The sequence below is a fragment of the Roseibium sp. ROS1 genome (assembly GCF_054658215.1).
In genome coordinates this window covers 678133-691015 of record NZ_BAAGIG010000003.1, presented here as the reverse complement: position 1 = coordinate 691015, position 12883 = coordinate 678133, and the positions used below count along the sequence as shown (strand labels likewise).

Below are 12883 nucleotides of genomic sequence, written 5' to 3'. Positions count from 1 at the left end.
GTCAGATGGCTTTTGCATCATCGATCAGAACGGCCGGCTCCAGCCGGCCGTTGTAGCCGAAGACCTTCCCGATCAGCGGGAAGGTCACCTCTACGGTGAAACTGTACCTTCCATCGACAACACGCTCGCGCCCGACCGCTCTCGGAGCAAGGCGCAGCGACAGCGGAAGCGGTCCAAGCGAAACCTCTGCCGGGGTGATGTCGATGCCCTTGTCACTTGCCGTTACCCGCATCTTGAACAGGAAAGGTCCAAGGCGCTCGAGCATGCAGGGATACGCTTCGCCAGTACCGGCCATCATGTCGGTCTGGAACGGCTGCCCGTCAAACCGCCGGGTCCAGCGCTCTCCACCCACGATAGGTTCAAAGCTGGTCTCGACCGGAACACCCATCCGTGCTTCCGGCAACTTCGCCAGCCGGCAAATCAGCTTTGCGCCCCACGAGCTTCCCCGGCTGACATCCGCGGTGCCCCGCGCCACCCGCGCGAAGCTGTGCATCCGCCGGATTTCTGCCGGTACCTTGTCGAACTCGGGGCCGAGGATGGTTTGATAAAGCGTGCGGGGCATGTGAGATCTGCTTTGATGTCGAAGTGTCTTCTCAGACAGACCATTCTCGCGTTGATTGGACAACAGCAAAAACTCTTTGCACTTGTTTGGTGACCTCCAGAGGAGCACCATTCAGCCTTCCCATCATCCCTCTCCACTTCCTCCGTCATGCCATGGCCTGGCCATGGCATCCATGCCGTTCCCCATCCGCCAATTGAGGCTTCTGGCTGAGGCGCGGTCACGGCATGGATTGCAGGGTTGAGCCCTGCGATGACGAATGTTTGGGACGAACGAATCCTGGGTTTCCCGGACTGTGGAGAGGAACTGAAAGAGGGAAGCGCAACGCGGCAAAGAAAGAAGCCGGGATTTCCCCGGCTTCCATTTGACCGTTCAGCTCTGTTTTTCCAGCTGCCTTGCCCGGTATTCTTCCACCGGCAGGCCGCCGACGCCCCAGTTCTCAAGGTCCACTTCCTCGATCACCACGAAGGTGGTTGCCGGGTTCTTGTCGAGAACGTCAACCAGTAGGTCCGTCGCGCCTTTGATAAGCCTGGCTTTCTGCTCCGCCGTCACCCCTTCACGGGTCACCTGGATATTCACGTAAGGCATGTCAGGCCACTCCTTCGTTGCGTGGTCGAATTTCGAAGATCTTCGCCATGATTTGCCAGCGGCCTTCGTCCCGCACGAAGGTCAGGAAATCGGTGAAATCGTTGTTGCCGATCGAACAGCGAACTCTGGCAAAGGCCGTGTTCTCACCGGCGAACTGGATCTCGTCGATGACATCGCGGCGCTCCTCACCCCGGGACGCCGGCGACTGGCGGGCGGCGACGACCGGTACATATTCGGCCATCGTGCGATAGAGCAGGGGCGTCTCGTCCGCCGTGGCGTAGATTGCCTTCTCGTGAAACACCTGCTGCAGCAGGTCGGTATCGCAGTGATAAAGCGCGTCGAAATAGTCGGATATGACCTTTTCCAGCGCAGCCAAGGCACTGCTCATGCCGCCAGGCCTTCTTCCTGAAGGGTCTTCAGGGTAGCCGGGCGAGTGCGGATGCGCTCGACATAGGCTGCCGTCTTCGGCCAGTGGCCAAGAGACACGCCGATGAAGTTTGTCCAGTTCAAGATGACAAAGGCATAGGCGTCGGCAACGGAGAAGGTATCTCCCAAAAGATAGTCGCCGCCCTTTGCCAGCAAGGCGTCGAACTGGCCGAGCTTGGTATTCAGCTTTGTCTGGTTTTCAGCTGCTTCTGCTTCAGAAAATTCCTTGCCGGAAAAGAACGGGCTGAACCCCTTGTGAAGCTCTGAGGACAGGAAGCTGAGCAATTCCAGCACGCGGAACCGGTCGAGCGGCTTGCCTGCTGTATCCGTCGCAAAGTCCGGGTACTGCTCGCCAAGCCAATGCAGGATGGCAACGTTTTCCGTCAGAACGTCACCGTTCTCAAACCGAAGTGCCGGCACGTAGCCGCGCGGATTGGTCTGCGCGTATGCTGCGCCGGTCTCCGTCAGACCCGCGGTCGTATCGACTTTTTCGAGACTGTAGGTGGCACCGGCTTCGTTGAGCAGGAGATGAGCAGCCATGGAACAGGCACCGGGTTTGTAGAACAGTTTCATCGATTGGCTCCTTGGTTCGTATCGATGCCCGGAAGGTGTCTTTTGAAGTCACCATTGACAAGTAGGTTTCTATTGGTAACTTGCATTATCGAGTTACCGGGCAGAAACCTGATGGTTCCCGCGTGACCTTGGACCCTTGAAGATCGTGTGGTGCCCATGGCCTTGAAAATGCGCAAGAATCTGAGCCCGAAACCGCCGACTCCTTGCAGTCTGACCCAGTGCATGCAGGTGATTTCCGGAGCCTGGGCACCCAACGTCATCTGGAGCCTGCGGGCAGGTCCCCGCCGCTTCAACGAGCTGAAGGCGGATATTCCCCCTGTGTCCGGCAAGGTACTGTCACAGCGCCTTTCAGAGTTGGAAGGCCGCGGCGTGCTGTTGCGCCATGTCCGCCCGACCTCGCCACCTTCCGTTGAATACGAGCTGACGGATCTGGGTCAGGATCTGATTCCGGCACTGGAAGCCATTGTCGAAGTCGGGCACAAGTTGAAGGTGCGGCGCGATTTCCAGATGGCGGCCGAAGCCGCCGAATAGGTGGTGAAGCGGGGAGGGGCTCTTGAAACAGCAGACTTTCGTTTGCGTCCATGGTGTCTGGCATGGCGGCTGGTGCTGGTCGCGTCTGGCAAACATCCTGCGGGCACGTGGGCATCGCGTGACCGCACCAACGCAGACGGGCCTTGGCGAGCGCTCGCATCTGCTTTCACCGGACATCACGATCCGGACGTTCGTGGAAGATATCGTGCGCCATCTTCAGTTCGAGGACCTGGCGGACGTCGTTCTAGTCGGCCACAGCTTTGGCGGCATTCCGATCACCGGGGTTGCAGACCTCGTGCCGGAGCGGATTGCCGGTCTGATCTATCTCGACGCGATCATGCTGGAAAGCGGAGAGACCTGGTTCGATCTTCTGCCGCAAGATCTTGCCGAAGACCGCAGGAAGCTGGCGGAAATCAGCAGCGGCGGCCTGTCGCTGCCGCCAGCCCCGCCGGAAAGTTTTGGCATCACGAAGCCGGACGACGTTGCCTTTTTGAAACCGCGCCTGACACCGCACCCGTTCCGAACCTTCACCACGGCACTGGACCTGAAGCACCCGGTCGGAAACGGTCTTCCAGCCCATTACATCGAATGCACTGACCCGCCATATCCGCCGGCAAAAGTCGCACTGGCCCGGGCACAGGCCAAGGGATGGCCGGTCTCACGGATCGCGACAGGCCACGATGCCATGGTGAGCGAGCCTGAGGCGCTTGCGGATCTGCTGGAAGAGATTGCAGAAGAACTTTGACGATGAACAGGCTGCCGTTCCCGGAGCTTCAACGGAAAACGGGGCAGCCTTCTTTCGAAGACTGCCCCGCATCACTGCCAGGACAAGATCGGGTAACGCCGGCAGTCTTTAGAAGAACCCGAGTTTGTTCGGGTTGTAGCTGACCAGCATGTTCTTGGTCTGCTGATAGTGATCCAGCATCATCTTGTGGGTCTCACGGCCGATGCCGGACTGCTTGTAGCCACCAAAGGCCGCATGGGCCGGGTAGGCGTGATAGTTGTTCACCCATACGCGGCCTGCCTCGATGGCGCGGCCGAACCGGTAGCAGCGGTTGGCATCACGCGACCACACGCCGGCGCCGAGGCCGTACATGGTGTCGTTTGCAATCGCCAGGGCTTCTTCTTCGGTCTTGAACGTGGTGACGGACACCACCGGGCCGAAGATTTCCTCCTGGAAGACCCGCATCTTGTTGTGGCCTTTCAGGATGGTCGGCTGAACGTAGAAGCCGCCGGAAAGGTCGCCGTCGAACTTCGCTTCCGCGCCGCCGCACAGCACTTGTGCACCTTCCTCGACCCCGATGGTCAGATAGGACAGGATCTTGTCCTGCTGCTCGCGGCTGGCCTGGGCACCGACCATGGTCTCGATGGCGCGCGGGTCACCCTGCTTGATGGCTTTCACACGGGCGATCGCCCGTTCGATGAAGGCTTCGTAGATGTCTTCCTGGATCAGGGCCCGGCTCGGACAGGTGCAGACTTCACCCTGGTTGAAGGCGAACAAAACAAAGCCCTCGATGGCCTTGTCGAGGAACGCATCGTCTTCGCTCATGACGTCGGAAAAGAAGATGTTCGGCGACTTGCCGCCCAGTTCCAGCGTCACCGGAATGAGGTTCTCGGTTGCGTACTGCATGATCATCCGGCCGGTTTCGGTCGACCCGGTAAAGGCGATCTTGGCGATGCGATTTGACTTGGCGAGCGGGGCGCCAACCTCTGCACCAAAGCCATTGACGATGTTGAGAACGCCATCCGGCAACAGGCCGCCGATGAGCTCCGCCAGCACCATGATTGCCGCCGGGGTCTGCTCGGCCGGTTTCAGAACGACGCAGTTGCCGGCGGCGAGCGCCGGAGCCAGTTTCCAGGCAGCCATCAGGATGGAGAAGTTCCAGGGAATGATCTGCCCGACAACGCCGAGCGGCTCATGGAAGTGGTAAGCAATGGTGTCGGCATCGATCTCCGACATGGAGCCTTCCTGGCCGCGCAGAACGCCTGCGAAATAGCGGAAGTGGTCGACGGAAAGCGGAATATCGGCTGCCGTGGTTTCTCGGATCGGCTTGCCGTTGTCCCAGGTTTCTGCCTTGGCCAGAATGTCGAGATTCTGCTCCATGACATCGGCGATTTTCAGCAGAATATTGGCACGCTCTGCTGCCGGGGTCCGGCCCCAGGCTTCCTTGGCCGCATGGGCCGCATCAAGCGCCAGGTCAACGTCAGCGGCATCGGAACGGGCGACTTCGCAAACGGTGGCGCCGGAAATCGGCGTGATGTTGTTGAAATACCGTCCGTTCACAGGCGCAACGAATTTGCCGCCGATATAGTTGTCATAGCGGGACTTGAACGGAGACGTCGTGTCGACGGAAAAACTGGGCATCTGATTCATCTGGGTTCCTCCACAAGATCGGCGGTCAGGCAACCGAAGCTGCGACGGGCCGAAGGTCCCGGTCCTCCACCGGGAATGGGTGGACTGTGCCGGAGGAACTTGCGCAGTGGTAGGAGGGGGCAGATGCCTGTGTCCGGCATGTGTCTCAGTTCTGAGACAGGTCAGCCGGGATATCAGTCTATGTTCAGCCGTTTCATTCGCCGGTAAAGGGTTGCCCGGCCGATGCCGAGCGCGCGCGCGGCTTCGGAAACGTTGCCGCCGGCCCGCGCCAGTGCACGAATGACGGCAGCCCTTTCTGCCTTCTCAAAGCCGCTGGGGCCATCCTCGCGGCCAAGCAGATCGGAAGCGGGCAGGGGCTTCAGAGGGCCGCTTGCACCAAGCCCAAAGGCCTTCCTGGCAGCGCGCGTTGCCCCGAGAACGATGTCGTCGGCGTCGACGGCAAGCAGCATTGCGGTATCGGTGGTTTCCCCGTCGGCGACGATGATACGGGCGGCAGGAAAAGCGGCGCGGAAGGTTTCGATCTCGATCTGTCTTGCAGTCTGCGAGACCATTGCTGCGATCAGCCGGTTGAAGGTTTCCGTCTGGTCGGAACGGGCAGAAGACACATCGAGTGCACCGGCCAGCCTGCCGTCCGGACCATAGATCGGCGCGTCCATGCAGCTCATGCCGACATTGCGAGCCAGGAAATGTTCCTGCCGATGGACGATCAGATTGCGTTCCTCGGCAAGGCAGGTGCCGATGCCGTTTGTTCCGACGGCGGCTTCGCTCCAGTCGGTGCCCTGGCTGAGACCCCAGTCCTTAAAGATGTCCGCATCGGCGCTCATGCAACGCTGGTCAAGCACAACCCCCTCCGCGTCGGTCAGAAGAACCGTGCAGCCGGACTGACCGACCAGGCCGAATAACTGGTCCAGTTTCGGCGTGGCGATTTTCAGGAAGGCACCTGTCTCTTCCCGCCGCCGGTAAAGCTGGTCGTCCCCCATGCGCTGGGGCGCCTTGTGGGCGGCAGGGTCCAGGCCGTGCTTGTCGATCGATCTGCGCCACGAGGCTGCAATCCGGGACAGCGCAGGCGCCGATCCCGATTGCACGGTTCGCAGAACTGTCTCGACATGGTCCTTCATAAATGCGACCGCCGACCTCGGGTCTTCCGGCCGTTTGCGCCGGTTTCAAACCGTCGGATCGTTCCTCCCATGAACGCTCGATTGATCGCGGAGGATGGAGGGATTGCATGGCGATTGCAAGCCGTCTGTCCGGCAAGGGGCCGAACCGAAGACGCGGCCGAGCCGGACACGAAGGTTTGCATTGCCTTTCCGGTACCTCAAACGATGCGCCTTCTTCCGGCAAGAGTTTCAGGTAATCATTGTTGTTTTTCTCAATGGGTTATTTGGAGAAAAAGAAACGTTGGGTAATTAAATCGGAAAACTCGCGCGGAAGTAGTGATTGTTTGTCAGTAATGGCAGTTAAAAACAGACATATGTCTGGAACTGATTAATGCTGACGTAAGCAAATTCGTATACTCACAATGCTAACTCTGGAGGAGTCTGCATGTATGGAATGGTGAACGAAGGCATTCGCACCTTCATTCTGGACAACCACGGACCCGAAGCCTGGCAAAGCATTTGCGAAACCGCGGGCCTGGAGGAACTCGAATTTGAAAGAATGTCGAGTTATGACGATGCCATCACCTACAAGCTCGTCGGTGCCATCTGCAGCTTTACCGGCCTGCCTGCATCGGACGTCCTGAGCATCTTCGGAAAATACTGGGTCGAATACGCAGGCGCCTCGCATTTCGGCAATCTGATGCGCCTTGCCGGCAATTCCTTCATCGAGCAGTTGAAGGGGCTCGATGACATGCATGACCGGATCCTGCTGTCGATGCCACATCTGAAGCCGCCGTCCTTCGAGGTCGACCAGAAGGAAGATGGATCCTGCATTCTGCACTACTATTCCGATCGTGACGGACTGGCGCCGATGGTCATCGGACTTCTGCATGGTCTCGCCAAGGAGACCGGCGAGAGCATCGAGGTCAACCAGGTCGCGGTGAAATCGGAACAGGCGGATCACGACATCTTTGAAATCCGGATCCTCGACACTGCACTCAAGCCCATGAGAACCGAGGCCGGAATTTGACAGCATCCAAACTCGATCTGACCTGCAAGGCCATCGACATGCTGTTTCCAATGCATGTTGTTCTGGACAGTCGCGGCCGGATCAGTGGACTGGGCCCGACCCTTGAACGGATCCTCGGGCCGGAAGCGTCGGGAGCAAACTTGTTCGACGTCTTCACGGTTGAGCGGCCGCGTAACGTCAGATCCATGGCCTGTGTTCGCGAAAGGCTCGGCACGAAACTGGTCCTTTCCGCATGTCCGCAGGATGGCGAGCCTATACAGTTTCGCGGTTTCGCCCTTGCAGCTGCGAACGAGGACACGGTGTTTCTGGACCTGTCCTTCGGTCTTCACCTGTCACAGGTCGTCGAGCGTTTCGGGTTGACGGAATCCGACTTCAAACCGAACGACTTCTCCATCGATCTCTTCTACTCCTTCGAAGCGCAGCGTACGCTTCTGGAGGACAGCCAGAAGATGGCAACCGCATTGAAGGCGGCGAAGATCGAAGCGGAAAAGAAGGCCTCACAGGATCCGCTGACGGAGATTGCCAACAGAGGGGCACTGCACCGGCGTCTGGAAGAGGCTTTGCAGCTGCCTGACACCGGGCACGTGTTTGCGCTCCTTCACATCGACCTCGACGAATTCAAGTCGGTCAACGACAACTTCGGCCATACCGCGGGCGACATGATCCTGATGCAGACGGCCGAGGCGTTGTCGGCGATATGCGGTCCGAACGACCTTCCTGCACGGCTTGGCGGTGATGAGTTTGCCCTGTTTCTGGCTGAGCCTCCGGACAAGGAAAGCCTCTATGCCATGGCGCTGCGCCTCTTGAATGCGATCGCCATGCCGATCCGCTACAACGGGCACAGCTGCCAGGTCAGCGCGAGTATAGGCGTGGTTCTGTTTCATCCCGGCGAAGTGCAGAACGCCGACAGGCTGATCGCGAATTCCGATATCGCGCTTTACGATGCCAAGGTCACCCGGTCGTCCGTCAAATTGCTGTCAAAGGAGATGATCCGGCGGCACGAGGAGACGAGCAGGTTGGTCTCACAGATCGAAGAAGGTCTGAAACGCAGCCAGTTCGTTCCCTATTTTCAGCCGCAGATCGATATCGTCACGGGTCGGGTGTGCGGCCTGGAGGTGGTCGCGCGCTGGGAGACGGCAGAACAAGGGGTGTTGCCACCGGCCCGTTTCCTGGAAACGGCGACCAGGGCAAACATCATGTCCGAAATCGACCGGCAGGTGCGGTGCAAGGCGTTCACCCATTTTGCTGCCTGGAAATCCGCCGGCAGGGACATAGGCAAGCTCTCGTTGAACGTGACGGCATCGAACCTCAGGTCGGTGGAATTTGTCGCGATCTTGCATGCCGAACTTGCCGCGGCCGGCCTGAAGCCCGGGGACATTCAGCTGGAACTGCTGGAATCGATCCTCTTCGACCAGTCGGATCAGGAGCTGATTGCCCAGTGCAGTAACCTGGAACAGGCAGGTTTCGCCCTGGCCCTTGATGACTTCGGCACCGGACATTCCTCCATCGCAACCTTGATCGAAACACCGGTCGCGACGCTTAAGATCGACCGCTCGTTTGTTTCCGGGCTCGACAGGAACCCGAAGATGCAGAGAATTGCCGGCGCCATGCTGGCAATGGCCAAGAACATGGGGCTGGACGTTCTGGCGGAAGGCGTTGAAACCCGCGAGGAGCTGGAGTTCCTGAAAAACTGTGGCTGCCGTCTATTCCAGGGTTTCTATTTTTCGCCGCCCATCGGTGCCGACGAGATCCTGCAATGGCTGGATGTCTGGGCGCCGGACGTGAAATACAAGAGCGCCTGATCGAGATACCGTTCCCGTATTCCATAAAGAAAACCCCGTCTCCTTTTCTGGGAAACGGGGCTAAGTCGATCTCGCGGGGAACGCGAAGTCTCTCTTTGGAGTGCCTGCTTATGCCTGCAGGCGGGATCTGATTTCCTTGCGGAGATCGTCGATGGGCGACGTCTTGCCGCCCTCGTTGATGTGCCAGAAGGTCCAGCCGTTGCAGGCCTCCTGACCCTGTACCAGAGCACCGACCTTGTGGATCGAGCCGGTATGATCGCCGGACTTGAGAGAGCCGTCGGCGCGCACGATGGCAAGATGCTTGCCTTTCGGGCAGCTGAGTTCCGTCCCCGGCTGCAGCAGACCGCTTTCCAGAAGCGTGCCGAACGGGATGCGTTTCAGCGCCCGCTTGCCCTGCTGCATTTCCAGTGACGCAGTATCGCCAGGCTCGATGGCCTCGATACGAGCCGTGGCCGCGTCGATATAGTCCTGCTCACGCTCCACGCCGACATAGTGGCGGCCAAGTTTCTTGGCGACAGCCCCGGTGGTGCCCGTCCCGAAGAACGGGTCGAGCACGACATCTCCCGGTTTGGAGGAGGCCGTCAGAACACGGTAGAGCAGAGCCTCCGGTTTCTGGGTCGGATGCACCTTCTGCCCGTCCTTGCCCTTCAGCCTCTCGGTGCCGGTACACAGCGGCAGGTGCCAGTCGGAGCGCATCTGAAGATCCTCGTTAAAGGTCTTCAGCGCATCGTAGTTGAAGGTCGGCTTCGCATCTTTCGACTTGACCGCCCAGATCATGGTCTCGTGGGCATTGGTGAACCGTTTGCCGCGGAAGTTCGGCATCGGGTTGGACTTCAGCCAGACGATGTCATTCATGATCCAGAAGCCGAGATCCTGCAGGATCGCGCCGACGCGGAAGATGTTGTGATACGAACCGATCACATACAGCGAGCCATCCGCCTTCATCACCCGCCGGACGGCCAGAAGCCAGGCCCGGGTGAAAGCGTCATAGGCTTCGAAACTTTCGAACTGGTCCCAATGGTCGTCACAGGCATCCACCTTTGACTGATCCGGCCTGTGCAGATCGCCACCCAACTGAAGGTTGTAGGGCGGGTCCGCGAAGACCAGGTCAACAGACCGGGGCGGCAGTTTCTCAAGGGCGGCAACGCAGTCGCCCTTCAGGATCGTGTTCAGCCAGGAAGCACCAGCTTCCGGTTCATTTGATAGGCGGGGTGCCGCGAAGGACACCCCGGTACGCAGTACACTCATTGCGACGCAATACCTCACGCAATTTCGAGTGTCATGGTTACCGGGTTTGGTAAATCAGCAGTTAAGCTGATGGAACAAAAATTCCCTTTGAATCAAGGCTTTGTTTACAATCGTAAAAGCTGAATGAGAAGTTAATGACTTGTCCCGACCGAAAAGGCCAGAATTCTGCTGATTTCGTTCAGAGGACGACCGGAAGTTGCTTTCCATTCGTTAAAGGCGGCTTGAATCGCGGTGAGATTTTTTTTCGACATCGCGTCCTTCTCGATGACATTTTCGCGGATCAGGGCGTTAACCACATCGCCGGAGAGGACGAAACTTTCCTTGCCCATGAAGCGCAAGGCGATTTGCCCTGTGTTGCCACCAAGCCGGCTGCCGCGCTTCTTGAGCAGCTCCATCAGGCCGATCTGGTCGTTGACGGGATAATGCGCGAAAAAACCGGCTGCACTGCCGTGTTCGGTCGCTAGGTCCTTGAGGAAAATCGCGTTTTCCTGAACAGATCGGATCTTGGCACCGTTGCGGACGATGCGTTTGTCGCCGAGCAGCGCTTCAAACGCCTCGTCAGGGAGAAAGGCGAGGCGGGGAACGTCGAACCCCTCGAAGGCTTCCTCGAAGCCCAGCCACTTCTGGTCGATCACCTTCCAGCTGAAACCGGCCTGGAACACGCACTTGGTGAACATGGCCAGCCAGCGATCGTCTCCGACCTTCTCCAGCTCTTCCGCAGTCCTGGGCGCATTATGCTCTGCCAAAAGAGCGTTGAGTGCTGCCGGTCCGCCTTTCTTCTCTGCGGCCAGTGCTTCTATTTCTTCAAAGGAACGCATGCGGGTCTCCGTCTCGCTGCAGACGCCGTTCCCCCTGCACCCCCTCCTCAGGATGAGGGAGGAGGAAAGGCGTGGTCAGGCGAAAACCTTAGCGCTCCTGGATCTGCTTTGCCCGTTCAAATTTGCGCAGGGCCAGCGAAAGCGTGATCGTCATCATCAGGTAGATCAGCGCGACGACATTGTAGGTCTCGAAGTACCGGAAGGAGCCGGCAGCGTAAACCTTGCCCAGCTGGGTGATATCCGCGACACCCAGAACCGAGACCAGCGAGCTGTCCTTGATCAGGGCGACGAAATCATTGCCGAGGGGCGGCAGGATGGTCTTCAGGGCCTGCGGGAAGATGATGAGGCGGAAGCGAAGCCAACCGTTCATGCCGAGTGCTTCGGCGGCCTCGATCTGTCCCTTGTCGACCGCCTGGATGCCTGCCCGAAAGACCTCGGCGATGAAGGCTGAATAGCCGATGGTCAGCGCGAGAACGGCGCGCCAGAGCAGAGGGAAATCCCGCGTGCGCAACGGATCCAGACCCAGAGGTTCCACAACGGCGTTGACCCCGGCAATGAACAGCGGCGTCGCGACGAAGGCGATATAGAGCAGAAGCACGATGATCGGCATGCCGCGCACGATCTCGACGTAGAACCGGGCCATCTGCCGCAAGACGATTGATCCGGACAGGGAGGCAAGCGCCAGCAGGAGCCCGATCAGGGAGGCGCAGAAGAAGGCGACAAGCGTGACGAAGACCGTCAGTCCGATACCACGCGAGACCGTCGACATGACCTGCGAATAGATGTCGTCGGTGGCGATCTGGAACAACAGGAAAACCGCAATGCCGGCGGCAGCAACAAGCCAATAGGGAAAGTCTTCCTTGGGGGCGCCGGACGGTGTCTTGTTGCGGAACATGGGTTGGTCTCGGCTCCAGCTTTGTTAACGGCAGTTCAAACGAAAATGGCCGGCATCGGGGCCAAAAGCCCGGATACCGGCCATGGAGTGGAAAGTCCAGCCGCGCAGGGGCGGAGGATGGCCTTACTGGGCGACTTTATAGTCGAAGAACCACTTCTTGTTCAGTGCATCCAGCGTGCCGTCTGTGCGCATGCTGGCGACAGCCGCATTGATCGGTTCGATCAGGTCGGAGCCTTTTGGGAAAATGAAGCCGAAGTCTTCCGAGCCCATCGGATCGCCGATCAGCTTGAAGGTGTCCGGATTGGTCGCGACATAGCCCTGGCCGCCGGTGCTGTCTGTCAGGACCAGATCGACGTCGCCCGCCTTGAGCGCCTGGACAGCGGCACCAAAGGTTTCGAACAGCTTGATGCGCGGGTTGGCTTCATCGCCATCCAGCACTTCATAAACAGTGACGTAGAAGGGGGTGGTGCCCGGTTGAGCACCTGCCAGGAAGTCCGTGTTGGAAGCAAAGCCCTTTGCATCGGTAAACCGGTCTTCATCGGCGCGCACCAGCATGAACATTTCGGACCGCATGTAGGGCTCCGAAAAGTCGACCTGCTCGGCCCTGTCGGCGCGAATGGTGATGCCGTTCATCGCCATGTCGTATTCGCCGGCGGAGATGGCAGGGATCATCGCATCCCAGCTGGTGTTCTGAAAGGTGACGTTCAGGTTCAGCCGCTTGGCGATTTCTGCAACCGCATCATATTCCCAGCCGATTGCCTCGCCAGACTTGGGGTCGACGAACTGCAGCGGTGGGTAGGTGTTTTCCGAAGCAATGACAATGTCCCGGCCACCGAGATCCGGCAGATTGTCGGCAAGGGCGGAGACGCCTGCGCCAATCAGGGAGGAAACGGCGACCGCGAGGGTCAGAACGGTTTTTTTCATGGGAAACTCCTGGTCAAA

The 12883-nt window shown here is 59.0% G+C and carries 14 protein-coding genes; 4 read left to right on the top strand and 10 right to left on the bottom strand.

Translation table 11 applies throughout. The annotated features are described in order from the left end of the window. Position 1: 1 nt before the first annotated feature. The 4 genes from ACYQ6M_RS19300 to ACYQ6M_RS19285 form a co-directional block, all read right to left on the bottom strand. Complete coding sequence (locus tag ACYQ6M_RS19300) at positions 2-562, bottom strand: DUF4166 domain-containing protein (protein WP_460075055.1); 561 nt, start codon at positions 560-562, stop codon at positions 2-4. Positions 563-931: 369 nt separating this feature from the next. Then, the gene (locus ACYQ6M_RS19295; protein WP_075282280.1) at positions 932-1147 is read right to left on the bottom strand and encodes a tautomerase family protein; all 216 of its coding nucleotides are present in this window, start codon (positions 1145-1147) and stop codon (positions 932-934) included. Between the two features lies 1 nt (position 1148). After that, positions 1149-1535 carry a nuclear transport factor 2 family protein gene (locus ACYQ6M_RS19290; RefSeq protein ID WP_055657861.1) on the bottom strand — a complete coding sequence of 129 codons (387 nt, stop codon included), beginning with the start codon at positions 1533-1535 and terminating at the stop codon, positions 1149-1151. Next, entirely contained in the window at positions 1532-2146 is a 615-nt protein-coding gene (locus ACYQ6M_RS19285; RefSeq protein ID WP_460075053.1) for a glutathione binding-like protein, read from the bottom strand. The genes ACYQ6M_RS19290 and ACYQ6M_RS19285 overlap by 4 nt, the downstream gene beginning before the upstream one ends. Before the next feature lie 222 nt (positions 2147-2368). Between ACYQ6M_RS19285 and ACYQ6M_RS19280 the strand changes: the two genes are divergently transcribed. Both ACYQ6M_RS19280 and ACYQ6M_RS19275 read left to right on the top strand, forming a co-directional pair. Beyond that, positions 2369-2677, top strand: coding sequence for a winged helix-turn-helix transcriptional regulator (locus ACYQ6M_RS19280; protein WP_023001988.1), 309 nt, complete (start codon positions 2369-2371; stop codon positions 2675-2677). Between the two features lie 22 nt (positions 2678-2699). Next, a complete protein-coding gene (locus ACYQ6M_RS19275) occupies positions 2700-3422 on the top strand; it encodes an alpha/beta fold hydrolase (RefSeq protein ID WP_152504570.1) in 723 nt (240 codons plus the stop codon). Between the two features lie 108 nt (positions 3423-3530). On the opposite strand, the gene adh is transcribed toward ACYQ6M_RS19275, so the two are convergent. After that, positions 3531-5051 carry an aldehyde dehydrogenase gene (gene adh / locus ACYQ6M_RS19270; protein ID WP_023001986.1) on the bottom strand — a complete coding sequence of 507 codons (1521 nt, stop codon included), beginning with the start codon at positions 5049-5051 and terminating at the stop codon, positions 3531-3533. A 173-nt stretch (positions 5052-5224) separates the two neighbouring features. Beyond that, the gene (locus ACYQ6M_RS19265) at positions 5225-6169 is read right to left on the bottom strand and encodes a GAF domain-containing protein (protein WP_460075051.1); all 945 of its coding nucleotides are present in this window, start codon (positions 6167-6169) and stop codon (positions 5225-5227) included. Between the two features lie 424 nt (positions 6170-6593). Between ACYQ6M_RS19265 and ACYQ6M_RS19260 the strand changes: the two genes are divergently transcribed. Both ACYQ6M_RS19260 and ACYQ6M_RS19255 read left to right on the top strand, forming a co-directional pair. Next, positions 6594-7178 carry a heme NO-binding domain-containing protein gene (locus ACYQ6M_RS19260; protein ID WP_062490227.1) on the top strand — a complete coding sequence of 195 codons (585 nt, stop codon included), beginning with the start codon at positions 6594-6596 and terminating at the stop codon, positions 7176-7178. Beyond that, entirely contained in the window at positions 7175-8980 is a 1806-nt protein-coding gene (locus tag ACYQ6M_RS19255; RefSeq protein WP_460075049.1) for a putative bifunctional diguanylate cyclase/phosphodiesterase, read from the top strand. The genes ACYQ6M_RS19260 and ACYQ6M_RS19255 overlap by 4 nt, the downstream gene beginning before the upstream one ends. 108 nt (positions 8981-9088) lie before the next feature. On the opposite strand, the gene ACYQ6M_RS19250 is transcribed toward ACYQ6M_RS19255, so the two are convergent. The 4 genes from ACYQ6M_RS19250 to ACYQ6M_RS19235 all read right to left on the bottom strand — a co-directional run bounded on the left by ACYQ6M_RS19250 (position 9089) and on the right by ACYQ6M_RS19235 (position 12865). Continuing rightward, complete coding sequence (locus tag ACYQ6M_RS19250; RefSeq protein WP_460075047.1) at positions 9089-10228, bottom strand: DNA methyltransferase; 1140 nt, start codon at positions 10226-10228, stop codon at positions 9089-9091. Positions 10229-10359: 131 nt separating this feature from the next. Further along, complete coding sequence (locus ACYQ6M_RS19245; protein WP_460075045.1) at positions 10360-11046, bottom strand: DNA-3-methyladenine glycosylase I; 687 nt, start codon at positions 11044-11046, stop codon at positions 10360-10362. Between the two features lie 88 nt (positions 11047-11134). Beyond that, entirely contained in the window at positions 11135-11941 is an 807-nt protein-coding gene (locus ACYQ6M_RS19240; RefSeq protein ID WP_023001980.1) for an amino acid ABC transporter permease, read from the bottom strand. Between the two features lie 123 nt (positions 11942-12064). After that, positions 12065-12865 (bottom strand): transporter substrate-binding domain-containing protein, encoded by an 801-nt coding sequence (locus ACYQ6M_RS19235; RefSeq protein ID WP_023001979.1) that lies wholly within the window; start codon positions 12863-12865, stop codon positions 12065-12067. Between the last annotated feature and the right edge of the window lie 18 nt (positions 12866-12883).

Bases quoted from the DNA above. Each gene is read 5' to 3' on its own strand.
- ACYQ6M_RS19265 (WP_460075051.1), bottom strand. From the start codon at position 6,169: ATGAAGGACCATGTCGAGACAGTTCTGCGAACCGTGCAATCGGGATCG.
- ACYQ6M_RS19235 (WP_023001979.1), bottom strand. From the start codon at position 12,865: ATGAAAAAAACCGTTCTGACCCTCGCGGTCGCCGTTTCCTCCCTGATT.
- ACYQ6M_RS19290 (WP_055657861.1), bottom strand. From the start codon at position 1,535: ATGAGCAGTGCCTTGGCTGCGCTGGAAAAGGTCATATCCGACTATTTC.
- ACYQ6M_RS19295 (WP_075282280.1), bottom strand. From the start codon at position 1,147: ATGCCTTACGTGAATATCCAGGTGACCCGTGAAGGGGTGACGGCGGAG.
- ACYQ6M_RS19245 (WP_460075045.1), bottom strand. From the start codon at position 11,046: ATGCGTTCCTTTGAAGAAATAGAAGCACTGGCCGCAGAGAAGAAAGGC.
- ACYQ6M_RS19260 (WP_062490227.1), top strand. From the start codon at position 6,594: ATGTATGGAATGGTGAACGAAGGCATTCGCACCTTCATTCTGGACAAC.
- ACYQ6M_RS19240 (WP_023001980.1), bottom strand. From the start codon at position 11,941: ATGTTCCGCAACAAGACACCGTCCGGCGCCCCCAAGGAAGACTTTCCC.
- adh (WP_023001986.1), bottom strand. From the start codon at position 5,051: ATGAATCAGATGCCCAGTTTTTCCGTCGACACGACGTCTCCGTTCAAG.
- ACYQ6M_RS19280 (WP_023001988.1), top strand. From the start codon at position 2,369: ATGCAGGTGATTTCCGGAGCCTGGGCACCCAACGTCATCTGGAGCCTG.
- ACYQ6M_RS19300 (WP_460075055.1), bottom strand. From the start codon at position 562: ATGCCCCGCACGCTTTATCAAACCATCCTCGGCCCCGAGTTCGACAAG.
- ACYQ6M_RS19250 (WP_460075047.1), bottom strand. From the start codon at position 10,228: ATGAGTGTACTGCGTACCGGGGTGTCCTTCGCGGCACCCCGCCTATCA.
- ACYQ6M_RS19285 (WP_460075053.1), bottom strand. From the start codon at position 2,146: ATGAAACTGTTCTACAAACCCGGTGCCTGTTCCATGGCTGCTCATCTC.